This window comes from Nocardia aurea (assembly GCF_003123685.1).
GTDB lineage: Bacteria > Actinomycetota > Actinomycetes > Mycobacteriales > Mycobacteriaceae > Nocardia > Nocardia aurea.
In genome coordinates this window covers 1-25,010 of sequence record NZ_QCYJ01000127.1, presented here as the reverse complement: position 1 = coordinate 25,010, position 25,010 = coordinate 1, and the positions used below count along the sequence as shown (strand labels likewise).

The 25,010-nt window shown below is 68.2% G+C and carries 21 protein-coding genes and 1 riboswitch; of the genes, 12 read left to right on the top strand and 9 right to left on the bottom strand.

The window, feature by feature from the left end; all coding sequences use genetic code 11:
• Positions 1-141: 141 nt before the first annotated feature.
• The 3 genes from leuC to DAT37_RS28910 all read left to right on the top strand — a co-directional run bounded on the left by leuC (position 142) and on the right by DAT37_RS28910 (position 3,115).
• Positions 142-1,566 carry a 3-isopropylmalate dehydratase large subunit gene (gene leuC, locus DAT37_RS28920; RefSeq protein ID WP_109528055.1) on the top strand — a complete coding sequence of 475 codons (1,425 nt, stop codon included), beginning with the start codon at positions 142-144 and terminating at the stop codon, positions 1,564-1,566.
• A 102-nt stretch (positions 1,567-1,668) separates the two neighbouring features.
• Positions 1,669-2,277: a 3-isopropylmalate dehydratase small subunit gene (gene leuD / locus DAT37_RS28915; protein ID WP_109528054.1), complete on the top strand. Its 609-nt coding sequence runs from the start codon at positions 1,669-1,671 to the stop codon at positions 2,275-2,277.
• A gap of 157 nt (positions 2,278-2,434) precedes the next feature.
• Positions 2,435-3,115: an HU family DNA-binding protein gene (locus tag DAT37_RS28910; RefSeq protein ID WP_109528053.1), complete on the top strand. Its 681-nt coding sequence runs from the start codon at positions 2,435-2,437 to the stop codon at positions 3,113-3,115.
• Between the two features lie 118 nt (positions 3,116-3,233).
• Here DAT37_RS28910 and DAT37_RS28905 read toward each other — a convergent pair whose 3' ends face one another.
• From DAT37_RS28905 to cofC, 3 genes are all read right to left on the bottom strand, one after another.
• A complete protein-coding gene (locus tag DAT37_RS28905; protein WP_109528052.1) occupies positions 3,234-4,211 on the bottom strand; it encodes an NUDIX hydrolase in 978 nt (325 codons plus the stop codon).
• The gene (locus DAT37_RS28900; RefSeq protein ID WP_109528051.1) at positions 4,208-6,382 is read right to left on the bottom strand and encodes an RNA degradosome polyphosphate kinase; all 2,175 of its coding nucleotides are present in this window, start codon (positions 6,380-6,382) and stop codon (positions 4,208-4,210) included. The genes DAT37_RS28905 and DAT37_RS28900 overlap by 4 nt, the downstream gene beginning before the upstream one ends.
• Positions 6,383-6,453: 71 nt before the next feature.
• Positions 6,454-7,128 (bottom strand): 2-phospho-L-lactate guanylyltransferase, encoded by a 675-nt coding sequence (gene cofC, locus DAT37_RS28895; RefSeq protein ID WP_109528050.1) that lies wholly within the window; start codon positions 7,126-7,128, stop codon positions 6,454-6,456.
• 95 nt (positions 7,129-7,223) lie between these two features.
• On the opposite strand from cofC, the gene DAT37_RS28890 reads away from it, so the two are divergent.
• Both DAT37_RS28890 and DAT37_RS28885 read left to right on the top strand, forming a co-directional pair.
• The gene (locus DAT37_RS28890; RefSeq protein ID WP_109528049.1) at positions 7,224-8,234 is read left to right on the top strand and encodes an NAD(P)H-dependent glycerol-3-phosphate dehydrogenase; all 1,011 of its coding nucleotides are present in this window, start codon (positions 7,224-7,226) and stop codon (positions 8,232-8,234) included.
• A 77-nt stretch (positions 8,235-8,311) separates the two neighbouring features.
• On the top strand, positions 8,312-9,418 hold the full coding sequence (locus DAT37_RS28885) for a D-alanine--D-alanine ligase family protein (RefSeq protein WP_109528048.1): 1,107 nt from the start codon (positions 8,312-8,314) through the stop codon (positions 9,416-9,418).
• A gap of 67 nt (positions 9,419-9,485) precedes the next feature.
• On the opposite strand, the gene DAT37_RS28880 is transcribed toward DAT37_RS28885, so the two are convergent.
• Positions 9,486-10,280, bottom strand: a complete 795-nt coding sequence (locus DAT37_RS28880) for a DUF3515 family protein (RefSeq protein ID WP_232840060.1) — start codon at positions 10,278-10,280, stop codon at positions 9,486-9,488.
• A 176-nt stretch (positions 10,281-10,456) separates the two neighbouring features.
• Between DAT37_RS28880 and DAT37_RS28875 the strand changes: the two genes are divergently transcribed.
• The 4 genes from DAT37_RS28875 (at position 10,457) to DAT37_RS28860 (ending at position 13,433) form a co-directional block, all read left to right on the top strand.
• On the top strand, positions 10,457-11,485 hold the full coding sequence (locus DAT37_RS28875) for a thiamine-phosphate kinase (protein WP_269814818.1): 1,029 nt from the start codon (positions 10,457-10,459) through the stop codon (positions 11,483-11,485).
• An 11-nt stretch (positions 11,486-11,496) separates the two neighbouring features.
• Positions 11,497-12,180, top strand: coding sequence for a uracil-DNA glycosylase (locus tag DAT37_RS28870; protein ID WP_109528047.1), 684 nt, complete (start codon positions 11,497-11,499; stop codon positions 12,178-12,180).
• Between the two features lie 68 nt (positions 12,181-12,248).
• Positions 12,249-12,500 carry a hypothetical protein gene (locus DAT37_RS28865; protein WP_109528046.1) on the top strand — a complete coding sequence of 84 codons (252 nt, stop codon included), beginning with the start codon at positions 12,249-12,251 and terminating at the stop codon, positions 12,498-12,500.
• 57 nt (positions 12,501-12,557) lie between these two features.
• Positions 12,558-13,433, top strand: a complete 876-nt coding sequence (locus tag DAT37_RS28860) for an alpha/beta fold hydrolase (protein WP_109528045.1) — start codon at positions 12,558-12,560, stop codon at positions 13,431-13,433.
• Between the two features lie 43 nt (positions 13,434-13,476).
• On the opposite strand, the gene DAT37_RS28855 is transcribed toward DAT37_RS28860, so the two are convergent.
• The 3 genes from DAT37_RS28855 to rpmB form a co-directional block, all read right to left on the bottom strand.
• Positions 13,477-14,265 (bottom strand): enoyl-CoA hydratase/isomerase family protein, encoded by a 789-nt coding sequence (locus tag DAT37_RS28855; protein ID WP_109528533.1) that lies wholly within the window; start codon positions 14,263-14,265, stop codon positions 13,477-13,479.
• Between the two features lie 59 nt (positions 14,266-14,324).
• Positions 14,325-14,831 (bottom strand): GNAT family N-acetyltransferase, encoded by a 507-nt coding sequence (locus tag DAT37_RS28850; RefSeq protein ID WP_109528044.1) that lies wholly within the window; start codon positions 14,829-14,831, stop codon positions 14,325-14,327.
• A gap of 166 nt (positions 14,832-14,997) precedes the next feature.
• Positions 14,998-15,189 carry a 50S ribosomal protein L28 gene (gene rpmB, locus DAT37_RS28845; protein ID WP_011210730.1) on the bottom strand — a complete coding sequence of 64 codons (192 nt, stop codon included), beginning with the start codon at positions 15,187-15,189 and terminating at the stop codon, positions 14,998-15,000.
• A gap of 297 nt (positions 15,190-15,486) precedes the next feature.
• Between rpmB and DAT37_RS28840 the strand changes: the two genes are divergently transcribed.
• A complete protein-coding gene (locus DAT37_RS28840; RefSeq protein ID WP_232840059.1) occupies positions 15,487-17,166 on the top strand; it encodes a DAK2 domain-containing protein in 1,680 nt (559 codons plus the stop codon).
• Between the two features lie 27 nt (positions 17,167-17,193).
• A complete protein-coding gene (recG, locus tag DAT37_RS28835; protein ID WP_109528043.1) occupies positions 17,194-19,497 on the top strand; it encodes an ATP-dependent DNA helicase RecG in 2,304 nt (767 codons plus the stop codon).
• Positions 19,498-19,518: 21 nt separating this feature from the next.
• Here the strand turns inward: recG and DAT37_RS28830 are convergent, their stop codons facing one another.
• Together DAT37_RS28830 and metE are read right to left on the bottom strand one after the other, a co-directional pair.
• A complete protein-coding gene (locus DAT37_RS28830; RefSeq protein ID WP_198654491.1) occupies positions 19,519-20,940 on the bottom strand; it encodes a short-chain fatty acyl-CoA regulator family protein in 1,422 nt (473 codons plus the stop codon).
• Between the two features lie 928 nt (positions 20,941-21,868).
• Positions 21,869-24,136 (bottom strand): 5-methyltetrahydropteroyltriglutamate--homocysteine S-methyltransferase, encoded by a 2,268-nt coding sequence (gene metE, locus DAT37_RS28825; RefSeq protein ID WP_109528042.1) that lies wholly within the window; start codon positions 24,134-24,136, stop codon positions 21,869-21,871.
• A 144-nt stretch (positions 24,137-24,280) separates the two neighbouring features.
• A riboswitch (cobalamin riboswitch) is annotated at positions 24,281-24,485 on the bottom strand.
• Between the two features lie 292 nt (positions 24,486-24,777).
• Between metE and DAT37_RS28820 the strand changes: the two genes are divergently transcribed.
• Positions 24,778-25,010, top strand: a 233-nt coding sequence (locus DAT37_RS28820) for a biotin carboxylase N-terminal domain-containing protein (RefSeq protein WP_157978765.1), incomplete at its 3' end; no start/stop codon positions are given.

The following is a 25,010-nucleotide window of genomic DNA, read 5'->3' as shown; positions in this document are numbered from 1 at the left end:
ACCGAGAAGTCCAACGGGATTTCACTCGGTGCGAAGTTCGGTCCGATGTCCGGGACATCGCTGTCAACAAATCTGTGCGGCCGGCAGCGCGTCTCAGCCCAGAACGCGTGATCCGGTCGCCGTCCGAAAGGTGATCGAGAAATGGCCGACCGCCCACGCACCCTGGCAGAGAAGGTGTGGGAAGAACATGTCGTCGCCCGCGGAGCGGGCGACGGTGTCTCGCGCGAACCCGATCTGATCTACATCGACCTGCACCTCGTCCACGAGGTGACCAGTCCGCAGGCCTTCGACGGCCTGCGCGCCGCGGGCCGTCCGGTACGCCGTCCCGATCTGACCATCGCGACCGAGGACCACAACGTCCCCACGGTCGACATCGACAAGCCGATCGCCGACCCCGTTTCCCGCACCCAGGTCGAGACGCTGCGGCGCAACTGCGAGGAATTCGGTATCCGCCTGCACCCGATGGGGGATCTGGACCAGGGCATCGTGCACGTCGTCGGTCCGCAGCTCGGACTGACCCAGCCCGGCACCACCGTCGTCTGCGGTGACAGTCACACCTCGACGCACGGCGCCTTCGGCGCGCTGGCCATGGGAATCGGCACGTCCGAGGTCGAACACGTGCTCGCCACCCAGACATTGTCGCTGCGGCCGTTCAAGACCATGGCGATCAATATCGACGGCACCCTGCCCGAGGGAGTCACCAGCAAGGACGTCATCCTGGCGGTGATCGCCCAGATCGGCACCGGCGGTGGTCAGGGCTATGTCCTCGAGTACCGGGGCGAGGCCGTGCGGGCCATGTCCATGGAGGCCCGGATGACCATGTGCAACATGTCCATCGAAGCGGGCGCCAGGGCGGGCATGGTGGCCCCGGACGAGATCACCTACGAATTCCTCGAAGGCCGCCCCCACGCGCCGCAGGGAGCCGACTGGGATGCCGCGGTGGCCGCCTGGGACGCACTGAAGACCGACGAGGGCGCGGTTTTCGACGCCGAGGTCCACATCGACGCGAGCACGCTGTCCCCGTTCGTCACCTGGGGCACCAACCCCGGTCAGGGTGCGCCGCTCAGCGATACGGTGCCGGATCCGGCCCGGATCGCCGACGAGGGCACGCGCCAGTCCGCGGAGAAGGCGCTGCGGTACATGGATCTGATCCCGGGAACCCCGCTGCGGGATGTCTCGGTCGACACCGTGTTCGTCGGTTCCTGCACCAACGGCCGTATCGAGGATTTGCGCGCCGTCGCGAGCGTTCTGAAGGGCCGTCGCGTCGCGGACGGGGTTCGAATGCTGGTCGTACCGGGTTCGATGCGCGTGCGCGCCCAGGCGGAAAAAGAGGGATTGGGCGAGATTTTCGACGCGGCGGGCGCCGAATGGCGTCAGGCCGGATGTTCGATGTGCCTCGGAATGAACCCGGATCAGCTTTCGCCGGGTCAGCGCTGTGCTTCCACCTCGAACAGGAACTTCGAGGGCAGGCAGGGCAAGGGCGGTCGTACGCACCTTGTTTCCCCGCTGGTGGCCGCCGCGACGGCGGTCCGCGGAACTCTGTCCTCGCCTGCGGATCTGGACTGAATTCCGCCGTTTCCGGGCCGTACGCGGCCGTCTCGGGCCGATGAACGGCCACCGACGGGCTCGCGTCGCCCATGAATACCTCAACCGACCCAGGAGAATCTGATGGAAGCTTTCACCGTTCACAAGGGGACCGGGGTGCCGTTGCGCCGGTCCAATGTCGATACCGACCAGATCATCCCGGCCGTGTACCTGAAGCGGGTGACCCGAACCGGATTCGAGGACGGACTCTTCGCCGCGTGGCGTAACGATCCGGACTTCATTCTCAACGTCGAGCCGTACAACCGCGGCAGCGTTCTCGTGGCCGGTCCGGATTTCGGAACGGGATCCTCTCGGGAGCACGCCGTATGGGCGCTGTCGGACTACGGCTTTCGGGTGGTCATCTCGTCGCGCTTCGCCGACATCTTCCGCGGCAATGCGGGTAAGGGCGGGTTGTTGGCCGCGCAGATGTCACAGAACGATGTCGAATTGCTCTGGAAGATGATCGAGGAACAACCCGGCATCGAATTGGTAGTAGACCTCGAAGCGCGAACGGTGACGGTTGGAACCGTCGTGTTGCCGTTCGAAATTGATGACTACACGCGCTGGCGTCTGCTGGAAGGTTTGGACGACATCGGTCTTACGCTGCGGCGTAGCGACGTCATCACCGAGTTCGAAAAGGTAAGGCCGAGTTGGAAGCCCACTACCCTGCCCGCGCGCATTTCACAGGCGTAATCACTGGGTTCCGATAGCTGGTCATCGTGGGAGGCGGTAGCTAGACGTGTGCTAAACCACGATGAATTTTGGCGTGGCACATAGACTCTTGCTCAAACTGGGTTTACCGTGGTACCTAGTCGGTCCGACGACGGGCCATTAGTCTGCGGAGGATTCAATGAACAAGGCGGAACTGATCGACGTTCTGACCGAAAAGTTGGGTACGGACAGGCGCACGGCTACCGCGGCAGTCGAGCATGTTGTCGACACCATCGTGCGCGCGGTGCACAAAGGCCAGAGCGTCACGATCACCGGTTTCGGTGTGTTCGAACAGCGAAAGCGTGCCGCCCGTGTGGCCAGGAACCCGCGCACCGGTGAAACCGTCAAGGTGAAGCCGACTTCGGTGCCCGCGTTCCGTCCCGGTGCCCAATTCAAGGCTGTTATCGCGGGCAAGCAGAAACTTGCCGCCAGCGGCCCTGCGGTCAAGCGGGGTGTGAATGCCCCTGTGGCGGCCAAGAAGACCGCCGCCAAGAAGACGGCAGCGGCCAAGAAGACCGCCGCCAAGAAGGCGACCGCCACCAAGGCGCCCGCCAAGACGACGGCCAAGCGGGCCGCGGCCAAGGCTCCGGCAAAGACCGCCGCTCGCAAGGCCACTGCCACCAAGACGGTCGCCAAGAAGGCGCCCGCCAAGAAGACGACGGCGGCCAAGGCCACGGTGAAGAAGGCCGCACCGGCCAAGAAGACCACGGCAGCGGCGGCCAAGAAGACCACCGCGGCGGCCAAGAAGACCACCGCGGCCAAGAAGGCGCCCGCCAAGAAGGCCCCGGCCAAGAAGGCCCCGGCTCGTCGCGCTCGCTGACCCGAGCATCGGCGGTCCAGCGCCGCCGGGAGATTCGCCCCAACGCAGCCGAATCACCCGCCATACCGCAGAGAGACGGCCCCGGATAACCTCCGGGGCCGTCTCTCGGTCATACCGGTCAGGACGGCCGCGAATCCTTCACGACCTCGGTGGAGATGGAACGGTCGAGGTGGTCGGCGGCGACCAGCGTGCCGTCGACGAACGACAACACCCAGACGCTGCCCTTGCGATTTCGGGCGGGTTGCAAGGTCAGGCCGTCCTTCTTCGCCCACCAGGCCATCAGATCCGGAATGACCTTGCCCTGGCTGCACACCACGCGCACCGCGCGGTCGGAGACCAGCGACACGGCCCGCTCACGCGCCGCGTCGGTATCGGTCGCATAACGGATTTCGGACAGCAACGGCTCCAACGTGATGTCGGTACCCAACTTCTCGGCCAACGGCCGTACCGTGTCCACACAGCGCACCGGATCGGCCGAGTAGATCTCCTCGGCGCCGAAGGCGAGCAGGTTCGGGATCAGCGCCTGCGCCTGGGCCGAACCCGCCCGCTCCAGCGGGCGCTGTTCGTCCGGGCCGTCGAAGGCGTCGCGGCGGCCCGCCTTCGCGTGCCGCACCAACAGCAGTGTCGAGGTGTGCGCGGGCAGGCGGGCGAAGGTTCGCACCACCTGTCTGTCCATCGGATAGGAGAGTTCGTCCATCACCCGCTCCAGCGGATGCCAGTGCAGGACGTCGACTTCGGAGTTGGCGCTGAATTCACCGCCGGTGACCTCGGCCGCCCAGTAGTCGACCCGCTTGAGTCTGCGGTGGCCCGGTATCGGATAGGTCACGTGCCCGAGATATCGGCCGAGTCTGCACTCGAGGCCGGTCTCCTCGTGGACTTCACGCACCGCGGCGATGATCGGTGTCTCGCCCGGGTCGAGTTTGCCTTTCGGCAGCGACCAGTCCCGGTACTTCGGCCGGTGCACCACGGCGATCTCGATGGCGCGCGACTTCCCCGGGGACCGCCGCCACACCACCGCGCCCGCGGCGTGAATGTTGGCTCTGACTCGGGGATCCCAGAACGGACCTGCTGCCTCGTATCCCGTCGCGTCGTTCACTGCTGTTCCGGTCTCCGCAGCCGCATGAGGTACTCCTGATGATCTCTGACCTCGACGTCGTCGGCGCCCGCCTGTTGGGGCCAGGCGTGCCAACTTCCGTTGGCGCTCAGTTTCCAACTGCGCGTGGCGGGATTGAGCGCCGATTCGAATACCGCGTCGAGCTGCTCGCTCAATCGCGGATCCTTCACTTGCGCCATGACTTCCACACGCCGGTCCAGATTGCGGTGCATCAGGTCGGCGCTGCCGATCCAGTACTCGTTCTGCGCCCGGAAGTGCAGTACCCGTGAATGTTCCAGGAAGCGGCCGAGTATGGAACGCACTTCGATGTTGTCGCTCACGCCGGGGACGCCGGGCCGAAGGCCGCAGATACCTCGCACCACGATCTCCACCGGCACTCCGGCCTGCGAGGCGCGATAGAGCGCGTCGATGATCTGCTCATCGACGATCGCGTTGGCCTTCAAGCGGATTCGGGCCGCGGCGCCCTCGCGGGCCAGTTCGGTCTCGCGCTGGATCCGCTCGATGATGCCCGCGCGCACACCCTGCGGCGCGACAAGGAGATTGCGGTAGTTGGCTTTTCGCGAATAGCCGGTCAGCGAGTTGAACAGGTCGGTCAGGTCAGCGCCGATTTCGGGTGCGGCGGTGAGTAATCCGACATCCTCGTACAGTCGCGCCGTCTTCGGGTTGTAGTTGCCGGTGCCGATGTGGCAGTAGCGTCGAATGGTCGAGCCCTCGCGGCGCACCACCAGGCAGGTCTTGCAGTGCGTCTTGAGGCCGATCAGGCCGTAGACCACGTGGACGCCCGCCTGTTCCAGCGCGCGTGCCCATTTGATGTTGGCCTGTTCGTCGAAACGGGCCTTGATCTCGACCAGTGCGACGACCTGCTTACCGGCCTCGGCGGCGTCGATGAGCGCGTTGACGATCGGGGAATCGCCCGAGGTGCGGTACAGGGTCTGCTTGATCGCCAGCACCTGCGGGTCGGCGGCGGCCTGTTCGATGAAGCGCTGCACGCTGGTGGAGAACGAGTCGTAGGGGTGGTGCACCAGCACATCGCCCTCGCGCAGCGCCTGGAAGACGTTGCGCGGGGTCTCGCGTTCGCCGAACGCGGGCGGTGTCGCGGGGACGTACGGCGTGTCCTTGAGATTCGGCCGGTCGACCCCGTACACCTGCCACAGGCAGGACAGGTCGAGCAGGCCGGGCACCTGGATCACGTCGCCCTCGTAGACGTCGAGTTCGCGCAACAGTAGATCGAGCATGTGCTCGGTCATGTCGTCGGAGACCTCGAGGCGCACCGGGGATCCGAAGCGGCGACGGGCGAGTTCGCGTTCGAGTGCCTGGAGCAGATCCTCGTCGCGGTCCTCGTCGACTTCGAAATCGGCGTTGCGCGTGATGCGGAAGGAGTGGTGTTCGACCACTTCCATACCGGGGAACAGCAGATCGAGGTGCGCGGCGATGAGCGCTTCCATCGGAAGGAACGCGGCGATGGGTGAACCGGATTCGCCACGGCGTACGCGCACGAAGCGATCCACGTTGTCGGGCACCTTGACCCTGGCGAAATGCTCGCCGCCGGTCGCCCCGTCCTTCACCGTCACGGCGAGATTGAGACTCAGTCCGCTGATATACGGGAACGGGTGGGCCGGATCGACCGCGAGCGGTGTGAGGACGGGGAAGACCTGGTCCTGGAAATGGCCCGATAGTCGGGTGCGTTCCCCTTCCTCGAGGTCGGACCAGTCGATGATCGCGATACCCTCGGCGGTCAGCGCGGGCAGCACCGAATCGAGGAAGACCCTGGCGTGGCGATCGGCGATCTCCTGGGCACGCGCCGCGATCAGCTCCAGTTGCTCGCCGGGGGAGCGGCCGTCGGCCGAGCGCACCAGGAGGCCGGTTTCGGCGCGGCGTTTGAGGCCGGCCACCCGGACCATGTAGAACTCGTCGAGATTCGAGGCGAAGATAGCCAGGAATTTCGCGCGCTCCAGCAAAGGTAGCGAGGAGTCCTCCGCGAGGGCCAGAACGCGGGAATTGAAGTCGAGCCAACTGAGTTCTCGGTTGAGGTAGCGATCACGTGGCAACTGCTGCTCGGCCGAATCCGCCGAGACCGGCGTCACAGCGGGCGGCGGTGTGGGAAGCAACTGCTGCTGCTTGACAATTTCCGTATCGCTCACGCAATCGATCATCCCCTACTCACGGGTCCGATTGCACGTCGACTCCGCGATTACACCCGGGTTCGTTCTCTCGTGGCGATCGACTAGCACACCCGTCGAACAGCCTCGTGAACATGGCCGGACCAGCCGATGTCGCGTAGGAGGGCGCGCGTCGCGTCACCCGCGCCGAGTTCGACCGCGCGCTCCAGATCGACCGCCGTGTCGACATCTCTCCGCAGTCCGGGCCAGTCGCCGTCCAGATCCGTCGCGCCCGCCGCGATATGCGCGCGCGCCGAGCCGGGACCGAAGCGCGGGTCCAGCGCGACAGCGGGACCCGCGGCGTAGAGCGCCGCCGTGCCGGTGCCCGCGTGATCGACGACGATCGACCGTCTGCCCCTCGGTGCCGCCGCGAGCATCGCGCACAGTTCCTCGGGACGGACCGCGGGCAGATCCGCCTGTAGCGCGAGCAGCTCGACCGGACCGTTGGCCCGGCGCAGCGCCGCCGCGGCGTCGTCGAGCGCGGCGTTCAGATCGGAGATCCGCGGCTCGGGATGCACCGCCGCGCCGAGTTCGGCGGACAGGGCGGCGACCACGGGATCGGGCGTGACCACGGTGACCGATGCGATGCGGGGCACCGTCAGCGCGGCCGTCACGGTATCGGTGAGCATCGCGAGCACCAGCCGCGCCCGGAGTTCCGGGCGCAATCGTTCGGCCAGTCGGCTCTTGGCGAGATCGAGGTTCTTGACCGCGATCACGGCATGCACGTCGTGCGGGCGCATGGACCAATACTTCCATGACGGCCCACGCGCCCCGCCACGCGACTCTTTCGGGGGTATCGGGCAGCCGCGGCGGTTCCGAATGGCATATTGGGCGGATGACGAGGGCGGCGGTACTTGGTGCGGGGTCGTGGGGCACAGCGTTCGCAAAGGTGTTGGCGGACGCCGGTACCGACGTCACGATCTGGGCGCGCAGGCCGGAGGTCGCCGAGGCGCTCGCCACGAAACATCGCAACCCGTCCTATCTGCCCGATGTGCAGCTACCCGCCGTCGATGCCACCGACGATCACGTCGAAGCGTTGCGCGGAGCGGAGATCGTCGTCCTCGCGGTGCCGTCGCAGTCGCTGCGCGCGAATCTGGAGACCTGGAAGGACGCGCTCGGCGACGCGCTGACCCACCACGACGCCACCCTGCTGAGCCTGGCGAAGGGTATCGAGACCGGCACCCTGCTGCGGATGAGTCAGGTGATCGGCGAGGTGACCGGTGCGGACCAGGACCGCATCGCGGTGCTGTCCGGCCCGAACCTGGCCAAGGAGATCGCCGCCGAACAGCCCGCCGCCACCGTCATCGCGTGCACCGACGAGGCGCGGGGGATCGCGTTGCAGCAGGCGAGCGCCAACGCCTACTTCCGGCCTTACACCAACACCGATGTGATCGGTTGCGAGATCGGTGGCGCGTGCAAGAACGTCATCGCGCTGGCGTGCGGCATCGCGGCGGGAATGGGCTTGGGGGACAACTCCATCGCGAGTCTGATCACCCGCGGCCTCGCCGAGATCATCCGGCTCGGGGTGGCGCTGGGCGCCGAACCGGTGACGTTGGCCGGTCTCGCCGGAGTGGGTGATCTCGTCGCCACCTGCACTTCGCCGCTGTCGCGCAACCGCTCCTTCGGCAATGTGCTCGGGGCGGGCGGGTCCATGGAGGCGGCGCAGCAGGCGACCCACGGTCAGGTGGCCGAGGGTGTGAAGTCCTGCACATCGGTGCGGGCCCTCGCGGCGGCGCACGACGTGGAGATGCCGCTGACGAACGCGGTCCATCAGGTGTGTCACGAGGGCGTTTCGGTGGCCGAGGCGGTCGGCAACCTGCTGGGCAGGCGGATGAAGCCCGAATGATCTTCCGGGGCGACAACAGCCCGGCATGATAGGGCCGGGACCGGTATCGCGCGCCCGAAACGGGTACGGTTCCCACCATGACGAACCGGATCAAGGTGGCTGTCGTGTTCGGCGGGCGGAGCAATGAGCACGCCGTGTCGTGCGTATCGGCGGGCAGCGTGCTACGCAACCTGGACCCGGACAAGTACGAGGCCGTCCCCATCGGCATCACCACCGAGGGCAGCTGGGTGCTCGGCGGCGCCGACATCGCGTCGCTCGGGTTGCGCGACAAGGAATTGCCCGCGGTCGACAGCTCCGGTACCGCCCTCACCCTCGCCGCCGACCCGAAACGGTCCGGCGCGCTCGTGGCCCTCGACGCACCGGGTGTCGCGCTCGGCTCGGTCGACGTGGTGTTCCCGATCCTGCACGGTCCCTTCGGCGAGGACGGCACCCTGCAGGGCATGCTCGAACTCGCGGGCATCCCGTACGTCGGTCCGGGAGTGCTGGCCAGCGCGGCCGGTATGGACAAGGAATTCACCAAGAAACTGTTCGCCGCCGAGGGACTGCCGATCGGCAGTCAGGTGGTGCTGCGTCCCGGCGTCGAGACGCTGACCGAGAAGCAGCGCGCGCAACTCGGACTGCCCGTGTTCGTCAAACCCGCGCGCGCTGGTTCCTCGATCGGCATCACCAAGGTGACCGACTGGGCCGCGCTCGACGGCGCGATCGCCACGGCGCGGGCGCACGATCCGAAGGTCATCGTCGAGGCGGGCATCGTCGGGCGCGAAGTCGAATGCGGCGTATTGGAATTCCCGGACGGCCGGATCGAGGCCAGCGTGGTCGCCGAGATCCGGATGCCGACGGCCGACGTCGCCGGTTCGGCGGACGCCGGGTTCTACGACTACGAGACCAAATACGTCGACGATATCTGCGAACTCGATGTCCCCGCCGATCTCGACGACGACACCTCCGAGCTGATCCGCGACCTCGCGGTGCGCGCCTTCCGCGCACTCGACTGCCAGGGCCTGGCTCGCGTCGATTTCTTCGTCACCGAGAACGGCCCGGTGCTCAACGAGATCAACACGATGCCCGGCTTCACCGCGATCTCGCTCTACCCGCGGATGTGGGAAGCCAGTGGACTGGACTACGCGAAACTCGTCTCCACGTTGATCGAGACGGCGATGGCGCGGGGGACCGGCCTGCGCTGAGCACGTGCGCGCCGTCGACGGCGGTCGCTCGGGCCGATCCGGCGCGGTCTCGGTCCGGCGGCGTGCCTCAGTTGGGGAGCGGACCCGGATCGAGGGCGCGTTCCGGCAGATTCGCGGTGATGGCGTCGGAGACTTCCTGCAACGGCGTCGGTCCGGAACCGTCGGGGACGGTCAGCGCGATGTAGGTCTCCCGGTCGACGACGAACCACGTGCTCGCCGACCCGGCCGGGTCGCGCACCTCGAACCATTGCACGTTGTTCACCAGTTGCAGGGGGGAGGCGCGGTTGAATTCCAGCGGGCGGTCCAGGCCGCAGCGCAGCACGATCGTCGCGCCGTCCTCGCGCTGCCACGCGCGGGTGGCGGGCGGCGCGGGTTCCACCAACTGGGCCTTGGTGTAGTCGTCGAGCGCGGCGGGCAGCGCGGGCAGCAGGCTCGTGCAGGCCGGTCCGTCCGCGGCGGGCGCGGGCACCGGGCCCAGCACCAGCGGTTCGTGTTCGGTCGGCATATTCCTGGCCATGACCGCCGCGATCAGAACCGCGACCACGAGCACGACCGGCAGGGCGACGGCGGTGGCGATCAGCGCGGGTGGGTAGGCGGCGGTGTCGGTCTGGCCGGTGTCGGCTTCGGATGCCTCGGTGTCGTCCGCTTCGGTCGCGGAGGTCGCGGAACGCACGGAGGTCTCGGAGGTCGCGGAAGGCTTGGAGGGTGCGGAGGGCACGGAGGTCGCAGAGGGCTCCGAGGGCACGAAAGGCTCCGAGGAACTGTCGGCCATCTCGTTCGCGGACTCGTTCGGGCCGACGGCGGGGTCGTCCGCCGGTGACGGTGTCGCCGTCGAGTCCTTGTCCGACGAGTCCGCCGCCATCCCTACCGACCTTCTTTCCGATTCGCCGAGCGCGTCGCCGTACCGGTCTCCCGCGGTCGTGCCAGGCGCCGCGCACCGGTCCGGTGGTCTCGATTGCCCTGGACAGGGTACCGTCGACCCGTTTTCGCCCGGCACGGTGCCCGGGCCGGGCGATCCACCTCGGGAAGGATTCGGTCATCAGCGAGAGCGCGACGCCACGGACGGTCGGCGAGCTGGGCGAGTTCGCGCTCATCGACCGGATGAACGCGGGCCGGGTGCAGGCCGCGGGCGTGCTGCTCGGGCCGGGCGACGACGCCGCCCTGGTGGCCGCGCCGGACGGGCGTTTCGTGGTGACCACCGACATGCTGGTGCAGGGACGGCATTTCCGGCTCGACTGGTCGAGTCCACGCGATATCGGCCGCAAGGCCATCGCGCAGAACGCGGCCGATGTCGTCGCGATGGGCGCGGTGCCGACGGCGTTCGTGGTGGCGCTGGGCTGCCCGGCGGACACGCCGCTGGAGCTGATCGACGGTCTGGCCGACGGACTGTGGGAGGAAGCGGGCAGGGCGGGCGGATCCATCGCGGGCGGCGACCTCGTGCGCAGCCAGGAACTGGTCCTGTCGATCACCGCGTTCGGCGATCTGCGCGGCCGCGCTCCCGTCACCAGATCCGGCGCCCGCGCCGGTGACACCATCGCGGTGGCGGGCAGACTCGGCTGGTCGGCCGCGGGACTCGCGGTACTCGCCGCCGGAGCCGATATCGAACGGTTCACCGAAGTCGTTGCCGCCCATCGTGTTCCACAGCCGCCCTATGCCTCGGTGCTGGAGTTCCTGCACGGCGATCCGGCGTCCGGCCCGGGTTCGGGGCCGAGCGCGCCGCACGCGCTCACCGATATCTCCGACGGTCTGCTGGCCGATCTCGGGCATATCGCCTCGGCCTCGGGCGTGCGGATCGACCTGGACTCGTCAACGTTGCGCGATCCGGTCCTGGAGTCGATCGCGCGAGCGCTGGATGCCGATGCGGCGCAATGGATTCTGGCGGGCGGTGAGGAGCACGCGTTCGCCGCGGCCTGGCCCGCCGAGGTCTCGCCGCCGCCCGGCTGGCACGCCGTCGGACGCGTGCTCGCAGGTCACGGCGTTACCGTCGACGGTGTGGTGCGGCCGGGCAGTGGCGGCTGGGAATCGTTCGGTGGGGCGGACTCTGCGGCGGCGGCCGAGCCACGATAGGTTGTGCGGTCATGGGCGGTAAACCATTGTCGGAAATCATGGATGCGGGCTGGGCGCGCGCACTGGAACCGGTCGCCGAGCAGATCGCGACCATGGGAGAGTTCCTGCGCACGGAGAACGCCGAGGGCCGGGGTTACCTGCCCGCGGGCGACAACGTGCTACGCGCTTTCCAGCGCCCGTTCGACCAGGTCCGCGTGCTCGTCGTCGGTCAGGATCCGTACCCGACTCCCGGCCACGCCGTCGGCCTGAGTTTCTCTGTCGCACCCGATGTTTCGCCGGTGCCGCGCAGCCTCGTCAATATCTTCGCCGAACTCGCCAAGGATCTCGGCCACCCCACCCCGAGCTGCGGCGATCTGAGCCCGTGGGCGGATCAGGGTGTGCTGCTGCTCAATCGCGTGCTCACGGTGCAGCCGGGCAAGGCGGCCTCGCATCGCGGCAAAGGCTGGGAGGCGGTGACCGAACAGGCGATCCGCGCCCTGGTCGCCAGGGACGAGCCGCTGGTCGCCATCCTGTGGGGCCGTGACGCGTCGACGCTCAAGCCGACGCTCGCCGCCGCCGAAGTCCCCTTCATCGAATCCGCGCATCCCTCGCCGCTGTCGGCCTCGCGCGGGTTCTTCGGCTCCCGGCCGTTCTCCCGGGTGAACGAACTGCTCGACGAACTGGGTGCCGAACCTGTCGACTGGCGCCTGCCCTGACCATCCACCTTCCGGCCTTCGCCGGGAAGCACGACCCGCAGTACCGGATCCAACCGAGGAGCATCTCCATGCACAACCGAACCGTTCGCGGCGCGCTGCGCGGCACCACAGCCACTCTCGCCCTGTGCGCCGCACTGGCGGGCGGCACCTCCGTCGCAGGCGCGTCCGGGCTCGCGCTCGAACCCGCCACCGATACCGCCGCCGCACCGGTCGGCGAGGAATTCACCTCCACCGGTTCCTCGACCATCTCCTCGGGCGTCAACGCCAAGGTCACCTGCCTGTTCCAGAACACCTTCAGCGGTACCAAGCTGAACTGCTGAAATCCGATCCACGAGGCTCGCGCGTGACCGGATTCGGCACTGTGCGATCCTCAGATCGTGAGTAAAGCGAACAATCTCCTCGAACCGGTTCGGCTGCGGCTGCGTGGTTCGGGTGGGATCGAGCTGGCCGGTGACCACTTCGGGCCGGTCGACGGCAGGCTCGTCGTCTTCCTGCACGGCGGCGGTCAGACCCGGCATTCCTGGAAGCTGACCGGTGCCACACTCGGGCTCGCCGGAATGCGCGTCGTCACCCTGGACGCGCGCGGCCACGGCGACAGCGAATGGGCGAAGGACCGCGACTACCGGAGAACGACCATGGTCGACGACCTGGTCGCGGTACTGGATCAGCTCGGCGCGACCCCGGAGAACCCCGCGGTGGTCGTCGGCGCGAGTATGGGCGGTATCACCGGTCTGCTCGCCACCGAGGTGCCGGGCGGTGCGGCGATCGGCGCGCTGGTGCTCGTCGATATCGTCACGCGCCCGGAAAACGAGGGTGTCGCCCGCGTGCTCGATTTCTTGAGCAAACATCGCGACGGGTTCGACACCGTCGACCAGGCCGCCGACGCGGTCGCGGAGTACATGCCGCACCGGCCGCGTCCGAAGAATACCGACGGTCTGCTGCGGAATCTGCGCGAACGCGACGGCCGCTGGTACTGGCACTGGGATCCGGGCATGCTGTCGGACCGGGTCGAGGACGCCACCCTGATGACCGAGGACATGGAAGCCGCCGCCGCGAAACTCACGATCCCGGTGATGCTGGTGCGCGGCATGCGGTCCGACGTGGTCAGTGCCGAGGGCGCCGCCGCGTTCCAGGAACTCGTGCCGCACGTGCGGATCGCCGAGATCGGCGGAGCCGCGCACACGGCGGCCGGTGACGACAACGACGCGTTCACCGAAGCCGTCATCGATTTCGTGCTGAGCACGCCGAGCTGAGATCGCACCCACCGGGTATCGGCGGGTGCGAACCGGTTTCGGATCAGGCCTGGCCGGCGTAGTTCGGCTTGCGCTTCTGGGCGAACGCGTCGACGCCCTCGCGGCCCGCGGGGCTGGCGGCGGCGGTCGCGATGGCTTCCCGTTCGCTGTCGAGCTGTTCGCTCAACGACGCGGTCTTGGATTGCACGAGCAGCTTCTTGATGCTGGCGTGGGTGGATCGAGGGCCGTTGGCCAGGGTGGTGGCGAGTGCGCGCGCCTCGGCGAGGACCTGCTCGTCCTCGACGATCCGGCTCAGGATGCCCAGGCGCCGCGCCTCCTCGGCATCGAGGATGGCGTCGGTGAGCAGGATCTCGCTCGCGCGGCCGGTGCCGACGATGCGCGGCAGTAGCCAGGACATGCCGCCATCGGGGCTCAGTCCGATGCCGGGGTAGGCGGGGCGCATCTTGGTCGAGGAGCCGCCGATGGCGATATCGGCCGCGAGCACCAGGCTCATACCCGCGCCCGCCGCCCAGCCGTGCACGGCGGCGATCACGGGGACCCTGGCGGCGTCGAGCGCGCGCACGAATTCGTGCAGATCGGTCGCGAGACCGTGGATATGGACGGAACGGTCCTGCGCGGCGGCGAAACCGCGAACGTCGCCGCCCGCGCAGAAATTGGCGCCCGAACCGGTGAGCAGGATCGCGCCCGCGTCGAATCCGGGTGCGCGCAGTGCGGCGTTACCCGCGTTGATACCCGCGAAATCCATCGAGGTGCCGTTCGCGGCGGTGGCAATGGTGATCTGGAGAACGCCGTCGACGTCGGTGACGTAATCGGTCTGCTCGGTGGAGGTCATATTTCGCACACTATCCTCCGGCTCGGTGCGGGCCAACGCCCCGCCCACCGAAATCGGGGTCAGCGCAGGTCGTCCCGTCCCGGGGCGCGCACCATGCGGACCATCAGCGCGGGGGTGAAATCCTCGATCTTGCGCGCGCCGTCGAAGACGAAGCCGTGCCTGCGGTAGAAGGCCTGCGCGCGCGGGTTCTCGTCGAAGACCCACAGCGAACAGCGCAGGTCGTCGGGCAGCGCGATGCCGATGAGATCGTCGGCCACGCCGGTGCCGTACCAGGACGCGCGGACGTAGAGCGCGGTGAGTTCGAGCTCCGACGCGGCCGGTGTGTCCTTCGGCGCACCCACGCTCGCGAATCCGATGACGGTGTCGCCGGACAGCGCGATATGGGTGCCGTGCGGATACTTGACGCGCATGCGTTCCCACTGCGCGGCCCTGCGATCGACGTCGAAGGCGTCGAGCACATGTCTCGGCACCAGATCGTCGTAGGCCTCGCGCCAGCAGGAGATGTGGCATTCGGCCAGGCCGAAGGTGTGTTCGGCGGTCAGCGGTTCGACGCGCCAGCCGCTCATCGTCGCCCGTCCTCGAACACGAATAAGCCCCGGCACTCGAAGCGAGTATCGGGGCTTCGTTCGATCATCGCTCGACCGGACGCGGAACCATACGGGTATCCGAATGGTTCACGGATCCGGGTCGAGTGCCGTACCGCCGAAACGGTGCGGAATCGTCCGTGGCGAATCAGCCGCGGACGACCTTGCCGGCCTTCAGGCACGAGGTGCACACGTTCATCCGGCGGGTGTTGCCGGGGGCAACCTGGGCACGGACGGTCTGGATATTCGGGTTCCAGCGACGGTTGGTACGCCGGTGCGAGTGCGAGACCGACTTCCCGAAGCCGGGGCCCTTGGCGCAGACGTCGCAGACGGCAGCCATAGTCGCGAACTCCTTCATGTCAAGTGGGGACCGCTGCAACGCGGCAGCATGTCCGGAAACAATGTCGTGATGTGCCCTGCCGACAGCTGTCGGCCAGCGCAAACCGGGGCGGGCCGCGCGAGGCAACCCTGCAAGGGTAGCCAACGGCCCCCCGATCCTCCAAACCGGTGATCGGGCGTACGGGCCGGGGCGACCCGGCACACGGCAACAGTACTCGGTCGGTGTCGTCGATCCGGAGCCGGGATATCCCGCTAACCTGGCGGGGAACGGGTGCGGCGGTACGGCTATGGGAGTGAGGTGACGGTGCGGGCAGAGCGGGACGCGATCGACGGCACGGCACTGCTGCGCTGGGGGTGGACCTGTCTCGCGGGTCTGGAGCAGCGGCGCGAGGAGATCAACGCGCTGAACGTCTTCCCGATCGCCGACGCCGACACCGGCACCAACATGCTGGCCACCATGCGCGCGGCCGTGCAGGCGGCGCAGGCGCGCGTTGATCCGCAGTCCACCTACGAGGTCGCGGCGGCGATGGCACGGGGAGCCACCCTGGGTGCGCGCGGCAACTCCGGCATCATCCTGACGCAGGTACTGCGCGGGATCGCCGAGGCGACCAGGGACGGCGACCTCACCGCCGACACCCTGCCCGACGCGCTCGAGCGTGCGTCGTCGCTGGTGCGCCGAGCGCTCAGTTCACCGGTGGAGGGAACGATCCTCACGGTGCTCGAATGCGCGGCGGCCAGCGCGGCCTCGCGGTCGGGGACCTCGCTCGCCGAGGTCGCGCTCTCGGCGGCGGACGGCGCGGCCAAAGCGCTCGGCGACACCCCCTCCCAGCTGGGCGTACTGCGCGAGGCCGGTGTGGTGGACGCGGGCGCCAGGGGACTTGTGGTCCTGCTGGACGGACTGGTCTCGGTGATCAGGGGCGAAGCGCCCGCACGGCCGGATTATCTGCCCGGCGATATCGAGGTCGTGTCGGGCCGGGAGCATCCCGAACACGCGAATTCCGGGCCGGATTCGCCCGAGGCGTGTTTCGAGGTGATGTACCTGCTCGCCGACACCGACGAGACCAGGGTCGCGACACTGCGTGATCGGCTCGCCGCACTGGGTGATTCGGTCGGCGTGGTCGGCGACGGCAACGGATCGTGGTCGGCGCACGTGCACTGCGCCGACGCGGGCGCCGCCGTCGAGGCGGGGATAGCGGCGGGGACACTCGCCGCGATCCGTATCGAGAGTTTCGTCGTCACCGCTTCGCGCGTCGACGACGACTGCGCCGCCGATCCGCGCAATACACGGGAGGGCGGGCATTCGGACGCGACCGACATGCCGGTGGATCGCGCGGTTCTCGCCGTCGCCGAGGGCGAGGGCGCGGCGGTGCTGTTCGAGGCCGCGGGCGCGGTCGTACTCGGCGGGCACGAGCCGATCACCGCCGACGCGCTGCTCACCGCCATCCGGCGGATGCCGAATCGGGAAGTACTCGTGCTGCCCAACGGCGCGTTGCCCGCGCACGAACTGGTCGCGGTCGGTGTCGCGGCGCGTGACGCGCGCCGCGATGTGCTGATGCTGCCGAGTGGCTCGATGGTGCAGGGGCTGGCCGCGCTCGCCGTCCACGATCGGGGCCGGATCGCGGTGGATGACGCCTTCGCCATGTCGGAGGCGGCCGCGGCGACGCGCTGGGGTTCGCTGCGCGCGGCCGCGCATCGCGCGCTGACGATGGTCGGCACCTGCGAATCCGGCGACGGGCTCGGACTCGTCGGCAACGACGTGGTGCTGATCGAGCGCGACGTACTGTCGGCGGGGCGGACGCTGTTGGATCGGATGCTCGGTCTCGGTGGAGAATTGGTCACCCTGCTGATGGGCGCCGGTACACCGGAGGAACTCGCCGGGGCACTGTCCGCGCATATCGCGCGCGGCTTCCCCGGAGTCGAGGTCACCGTGTATTCCGGTGGGCAGCAGGAGGATCTGGTGCAGATCGGGGTGGAATGACCCCGCGCGCGGACGAAGGAATGAGGCATGGCGACACTCGGTGATCGGCTCGATCACATCCTCGGGGCGAAGGCGGCCGATTCGCTGGCCGAGGCCTTCGACATGGGCACCGTGGAGGATCTGCTGCGGCACTACCCGCTGCGCTACGCGACCCAGGGGCAGCCGCTGACCGAGGAGGAACCCGAGGACGGTTCGCACATCACCGTCATCGGCCGGATCGCCAAGACCGAACTCAAGCCGATGCGCAATCGGCGCGGCTCCCTGCTCAAGGTGATGCTCGATACCGGCGCCGGACGCCCGGTCGATGTGACCTTCTTCAACGGCGACAAGGTGAAATACGTCGTCAAGGAAGGTTTGCGGGCGATGATGTCGGGCACGGTCAGCTACTGGCGGCCCGGCAGTTGGAATCTCTCGCATCCCGGCTACCTGATTCTGCCCGAGACCGAGGACGATTCGGTCGGCACCTTCACCAGGGTGCGCGGCGGCGGTGATCTGCGGGGACTCGCGGAGAGCGCGAAAGGCGCCGGTGGCGTGGACGTCTCGTTCATGGAGCGGGAGTTCATCCCGGTCTATCCGGCCACGGCGAAGGTGCAGAGCTGGGATCTGCTCGCCTGTGTGCGCCAGGTGCTCGAACAACTCGACCCGATCGACGACCCGCTGCCCGAGCGCACGCGCGAGGAACGCGCGTTGATGAAGATCTCCGACGCCCTGCGCTCGATCCACCTGCCCGAGAGCAGAGCCGATATCGACCAGGCCAAGGAACGGCTGCGTTTCGACGAGGCGTTGGCCTTGCAATTGGTGCTGGCCGAGCGTCGGCACGAGGTGGCGGGCCGGACAGCGCGGCCGTGCCCGCCGCGTACCGACGGCATCGCGGCGGCCTTCGAGAAGAAACTCCCGTTCGAACTCACCGCGGGGCAGCAGGAGGTGATCGGGGAGATCGCCTCGGATCTCTCCCGCGTGCAGCCCATGCACCGGCTGCTCCAGGGCGAGGTGGGTTCCGGCAAGACCATCGTCGCCCTGCACGCGATGTTGCAGGTCGTCGACGCCGGTCAGCAATGCGCGCTGCTCGCGCCGACGGAAGTGCTGGCCGCCCAGCACTATCGGTCGCTGCGCGCGATGCTCGGCGAACTGGCGACCGCGGGTGAACTCGGCGCGGCGGATCAGGCGACCAAGGTGGTGCTGGTGACCGGGTCGATGTCCACCGCCACCAAGAAGGCCGCGCTCTTGGACGCGGTGACCGGCGAAGCGGGGATCGTGATCGGCACCCACGCGCTCATCCAGGACGCGGTGGAATTCTTCGATCTGGGCATGGTGATCGTCGACGAACAGCATCGGTTCGGCGTCGAGCAACGGGACGCGTTGCGCGCCAAGGCGAAATCCGGAACCAGCCCGCATCTTCTGGTCATGACCGCGACACCGATCCCGCGCACCATCGCGATGACGACCCTCGGCGATCTGGAGACCTCGACGCTCACCCAGCTTCCGCGGGGCCGTTCGCCGATCACCTCCAAAGTGGTTCCGCGCAAACAGCATCCGAACTGGGTCGACCGCGCGTGGGAACGCATCCTCGAAGAGGTCGGCGCGGGCAGGCAGGCGTACGTGGTCTGTTCGCGCATCGGCGAGGACGAGGAGGACGGCGGCGCGGGCACGGGGAAAGGCGGCACGGGGAAAGGCGGTGCGAAAGGCAAGGCCAAGGCGGCCCAGGAGAAGGAACCCCCGACCACACAGGCCGCCGTCGAGGTCTTCGACATGTTGCGGGCCGGTCCGCTGGCGGACGTGCGCGTCGGACTGCTGCACGGCAGGTTGCACTCGGACGAGAAGGACCAGGCCATGCGCGCGTTCAACGACGGCGATATCGATGTGCTGGTCTGCACCACCGTGGTCGAAGTCGGCGTCGACGTGCCCAACGCGACGGTCATGGTGATCCTCGACGCCGATCGTTTCGGGGTGAGTCAGCTGCACCAGTTGCGCGGTCGCATCGGACGGGGCGCGCATCCGGGTCTGTGCCTGCTGATCACCGATGCCGCTCCGGGCGGTTCGGCCATGGCGCGTCTGACCGCCGTCGCGGGGACCACCGACGGTTTCGAACTCTCGGTGCTCGATCTGCGCCAGCGTCGCGAGGGTGACGTCCTCGGTTCGGCCCAGTCCGGCACGGCGCGTTCGCTACGACTGCTCTCGCTGCTCGATGATCTGGAAACGATCACCGCCGCACAGGATTTCGCCCGCGAAGTGGTGCGCGAGGATCCGGGTCTGGACAAGCATCCCGGCCTGGCGAGCATGATGCGCGCCGCCGTCGACGCCGAACGTCTGGAGTATCTGGCGAAGTCCTGACCCGGTGGCGGCGCGCCGAATTCAGCGTAGGGCGCGCGGATACGGCAAATCGGTGCTGATGTGCTCGGAGACGGCCAGTGGGCTGCCGATCTGCGGAAAGGCGCGTTGCGCGCAGCTCGGCCGCTCGCACACCTTGCACCCCGCCCCGATCGGCACCGCGGCCGCCGGATCGCCGAGTTGCAATCCGGTCGAATACACCAGGCGGTCGGCGTATTCGATATCGCAGCCGACTCCGATCGCGAAATTCTTCGTCGCGGTGCCGAAGCCCTGCGGCGCGGTCGTCGCGGTGCGCGCGACCCACAGGTAGCGCCGCCCGTCCGGCATGGACGCGACCTGGGTGAGTATGCGGCCGGGGTGGGCGAAGGCCTCGTGCACCACCCACAGCGGGCAGCTGCCGCCGACCCGGGAGAAGTGGAACGCGGTCGCCGACTGGCGTTTGGAGATATTGCCCGCGCGGTCGGTGCGGACCAGGAAGAACGGAACGCCGCGCTGCCCCTGGCGTTGCAACGTGCTCAGCCGGTGGCAAATCGTCTCGAAGCCGACCTCGAAACGCAGACTGAGCAGGTCGATGTCGTAGCGCAGTTCCTCGGCCGAGCGCAGGAAACGGCCGTAGGGAAGTACCAGCGCGCCGGCGAAGTAGTTGGCCAGACCGATGCGGGCCAGGGTGCGCGATTCGCCGACGAGTGAGGGGGTCTCGTCGAGCACGATGTCGAGATCGTTGCCGTAGAGCAGGAATCCGAGTGTGGTCGCGATCTGGAACGCGCGCTGGCCGGGGCGCAATCGGCGCGCCAGGGTCAGGGTGCGGCTGTCGGCGTCGTAGTGGCGTTTCGGAATAGACGGATCGGCGCCGTCGCCGCGCACCAGCACCGTGACCCCGGCGCGTTCCTCGGCGATCCGCGCCAGCTGACGATCCAATGACCCGATGGTGAGCCCACATTCGTCGAACAGGTGCTCGGCCGCCAGATCCAGGTGCGGGATGTGATTGTGGTGGTCGTAGAAGAAATCGCGCACGTCCTCGTACGGCATGGGGGCGCCGGGGACCCCGGACGGGGCGGAAACCCGTGAGGAGAACAGGTCGAGTTGATCGGTGGCCGCCCGTAGCCTGCGGTGCATGGCGACGAGGATGCGCGCCACTTCGGGCTGCCTGGTCGCGAGTTCTTCCACCTCGGTCAGCGGCGCGCTGTCACCGCCCGCCGCGTCGACGAGCACCTCGTGCAGATCCGAGACCAGCCTCGCGTCCGAATCGGCCGCGAAGAACTGGACGTCGAGGTCGAAGGTGGAATTGAGTTTCAGCAGGACCGGGATGGTGAGCGGCCGCTGATCGCGCTCGAGTTGGTTGAGGTAGCTGGGCGATAGGTCGAGGGATTTCGCCAGCGCGGCCTGGGTCATCCGTCTTTCCTCGCGCAGTCGCCGTAGCCGGGCGCCCGCGTACATCTTGCGCACGGCCGAATAGTAACCGGCGGCCTTCGCAAACATTGCACAAAACGGAGTTCTCGCGCACAAAAATCCACTCTTGCGAGGGGTTTCAGTGACAGGTCAACCTTGCGTAGCATGCGAAGGGGCAGCGGGGGGCCGAGAGCCGACCTGGGAGGCGTGAAGAACCACATATTACGCGTTCGCCCCGTTCGCGCGGCGTTTCCGAGTTCGGAATCTCCGGCGGAACGGATCGCTCGGGGGTGGCGCGCGGGGGCCGGGTCGCCGTCACCGGCGCGGTGCGGGGATTCGCACCGTCGTCCCGACCCGTTCGCGAGTCCGACTTCGAGACGTTTCGGATTCTCGCGGCCGGGGTAGTAAACCTGCGGGGTACGACCGTTTCTCGACACGGCGAGTAGGACCGGAGTCGGTGCGGACGCACTCGATCAGCCGCCGTTCGTCGTGGCGCCCGTGGTACCGGACCGGGCACCGGAGGTTCGTGAGGGGATCTTCTGATGCCCGGTCCGCCGCGCCGCGTCGGTGTCGACCATGCGGCCGTCACCTCGGATCATCCGCGGACCCGTGAGGTCGGGCCCGGATTCCGCACCCTCGGAAAACCCGCTGGAGATCGCGGGAACCGGAACGCGGGATCGCGCGTTGAAGAGGGGTGACGGACGAGGTCGACGTGCGAGGAGGCGTGACGAATGGATCGTTGTTCGAGCCACATGTCGTGGCGGCGCGGGATCGACGGCAGGGGCATCGGGCCCCGTGACGACGGTGCCCGCGAAAGCGGTACTCGCGGAAACGATCCCAGAGCGCGGTTACGCGCCGTCGAGCGCGCGGGCGAAGCCTGCGAGGCCTACACCTCGCGGCGCAGGCCGAAGCCGCGGACGGAATGACCTCGTCGTGGCCGGGCGAACGGCTCCGCGCGAAACGATGCGCGCGGAGCCGAACCCGATCAGCGCACGGCGTCGGCGGCCGCGACCATATTGCGCAGCGACTGCTCCACCTCGACCGGACCCCTGGTCTTGAGTCCGCAGTCCGGATTCACCCAGAGCCGTTCGGCCGGAACGGCCTTCAGCGCGGCGCGCAACGAGGCGGTGATCTCCTCGGTGCTCGGCACCCGCGGCGAGTGGATGTCGTACACGCCCGGCCCCACGCCGAGCGCGAAGCCCGCCGCGTTCAGGTCGTCGAGTACCTCCATATGCGAGCGGGCCGCCTCGATCGAGGTCACATCCGCGTCCAGACCCGCGATGGCGTCGATGACCTCACCGAATTCCGAATAGCACAGATGCGTGTGGATCTGTGTGGCGTCGGAGACGCCGGAGGTGGCGAGCCGGAAGGCGCGCACCGACCACGCGAGATAGGCGGGCTGGTCGGCGGTGCGCAGCGGCAGCAGTTCCCGCAGCGCCGGCTCGTCCACCTGGATGATCCCGATCCCGGCGGATTGCAGGTCCACGGTCTCGTCGCGGATCGCGAGCGCCACCTGGTCGGCCGAATCCGACAGCGGTTGATCGTCGCGGACGAACGACCACGCCAGGATGGTCACGGGTCCGGTGAGCATGCCCTTGACCGGTTTATCGGTGAGCGATTGCGCGTAGCCGATCCAGTCCACCGTCATCGGGGCCCGGCGCGCCACGTCGCCGTACAGGATCGGCGGCCGCACGCACCGGGTGCCGTAGGACTGCACCCACCCGGCCTCGGTGGCGGCGAAGCCGTCGAGCTGTTCGGCGAAGTACTGCACCATGTCGTTGCGTTCCGGCTCGCCGTGCACGAGTACGTCCAGGCCGAGCCGTTCCTGCAACGCGATCACCTCCGCGATCTCGGCGCGCATCCGGCGCAGGTATTCGGCCTCGTCGATCTCGCCCTTGCGCGACGCCGCGCGTGCCAGCCGGATCGCCGAGGTCTGCGGATAGGACCCGATCGTGGTGGTGGGCAGCGCGGGCAGCCGCAATCGCTCCGATTGCAGTACGCGCCGTTCGTCGGCCGGTGCGCGCCGCACGGCGTCCGCGTCGAGCGCGGACAGGCGAGCGCGGACCCGCCGATCGGACAGCCGGGGATCGGTCCGGCGCGCGGTCGCCGCCGCGCGCACGGCGGCGAGTTCGTCGGCGATCGCGTCGGGGCCCGCGGCCAGCGCGGTCGCGAGCAGGCGCACCTCGTGCGCCTTCTCCGACCCGAACGCCAACCAGGAGCGCAGCTCGGCGTCCAGCTCCTTCTCGGCGTCGAGGGTGTACGGAACATGCAGCAGCGAGCAGGAAGTCGACACCGCCAGCGCCCCGGCGCAACCCAGCAGTGTGCCGAGGGCGGCCAGGGCGCGGTCCAGGTCGGCGCGCCAGACATTGCGGCCGTCGACGACACCGGCCACGAGCAGTTTCCGCGCCAGCGCGGGTACGCCCGCCACCTCGGACAGATCGTCGGCGTCGCTGATATCGAGCGCGATGCCGTCGATCGCGGTGCCCGCCAGCGCGGGCAGCGCCGCGCCCGGCCTGCCGAAGTAGGTGGCGACGAGCAGCGCGGGGCGTTCGGTCGCGGCCGACAGGTCGGTGTAGACCTCGCGGACCGCGTCGATCTCGGATTCGGTGAGATCGGTCACCAGCACCGGCTCATCGATCTGGACCCAGGCAATGCCCTTCGCCGCGAGCCGGGAGAGCAGGTCGCGGTAGAGCGGAACCAACTCGGGCAACCGCCGCAGCGGCGCGCCCGAGGCGTCCTTGGCCGATTTCAGGAAGGTGACGGGGCCGATCACCACCGGCCGGGCGGGCACGCCGAGCGCGAGCGCCTCGTCCACCTGCTCCAGCAATTGTTCGGGATGCAGGGCGAAGGTGGTCTCCGCCGTGATCTCGGGCACCAGGTAGTGGTAGTTGGTGTCGAACCATTTGGTCATCTCCAGCGGTTCGACGGTGTCGGTGCCGCGCGCGGCGGCGAAATATCGGTCGAGCGGATCGGTGATACCCGCCACACGTGCTGGCAGCGCGCCGAGGAGAACGGCGGTGTCGAGGACCTGGTCGTAGTAGGAGAAGGTGCCCACCGGCACCGAATCCATTCCGGCCGCGAGCAATTCGGCGAATTGGGCGCGGCGCAGATCCCGGGCGATGCCGTGCAATCGTTCGGCGTCGATGCGCCCGGCCCAATAGGACTCGGTGGCGCGCTTCAACTCTCGATTCGGGCCGACCCGTGGCAGCCCGAGAACCGTTGCGGTGAACGGAGTGTGCGGAGAAACAGTCACGTCGATACTCCAGTGCTGTGGTCGTGAGCCATCGCCATGCGGGCAGCGCGAACCAGCGGATGTCTCGGAAGCCGCGATCGGAGCCCGAGAAATCGACACTGGTGGTCCGCGCGCCCGGTCCACGAGGCGGTGGCCGCCGGATACGGCGTATCCGGCACAGCGGCAGGTCTTCGGACTCGCGGGCACGGGCCTTCTGGCCGACCCCGTACGGGGCTCACCTACTGGCCGTCGCTTCCCGGGCGTGCGCCCAGTGCTCATGACGGCGGTCGTTCCTGCATACCGCTGCGGGACAGTCCCGGATTCCCACCGGGTTCCCTCTCACCTGTCCACCGATATCGCGGCGGACGGGTTCGACGCCGAGGCGCGACGTAGGGGCTCCATCTCGTCTGCGCTCGGCGAACCAGCTGCACCCGTCAGCATACGCAGAACGGCCGGTCGCGCGCCGTGGTGGTGCGATACCCTCCAGCTACCATGGAGCGATTCGTGTGAGCTAATTCGCAGCGCCGGGTCCGCGGTTCATCGTCGCAGCATGTGACCGTACGGTGAACACAACTTCGCAACCGTGCTAGTTCTGTTGTGAAGATTTCTGCGAAGGGCACTTCCCTGTCGGCAGCCGCCTCCGGGGCGGGTACCTTAAGCCAATGTTCTCGAAAGTCTTGGTTGCCAATCGCGGCGAGATCGCCATCCGCGCTTTCCGCGCGGCCTACGAACTCGGCATCGGGACCGTCGCCGTCTTCCCGTACGAGGACCGCAATTCGGTCCACCGGTTGAAGGCGGCGGAGTCCTACCAGATCGGTGAGAAGGGCCATCCGGTCCGTACCTATCTCTCGATCGAGGCGATCATCGGTGCGGCCAAGACCGCGGGCGCGGACGC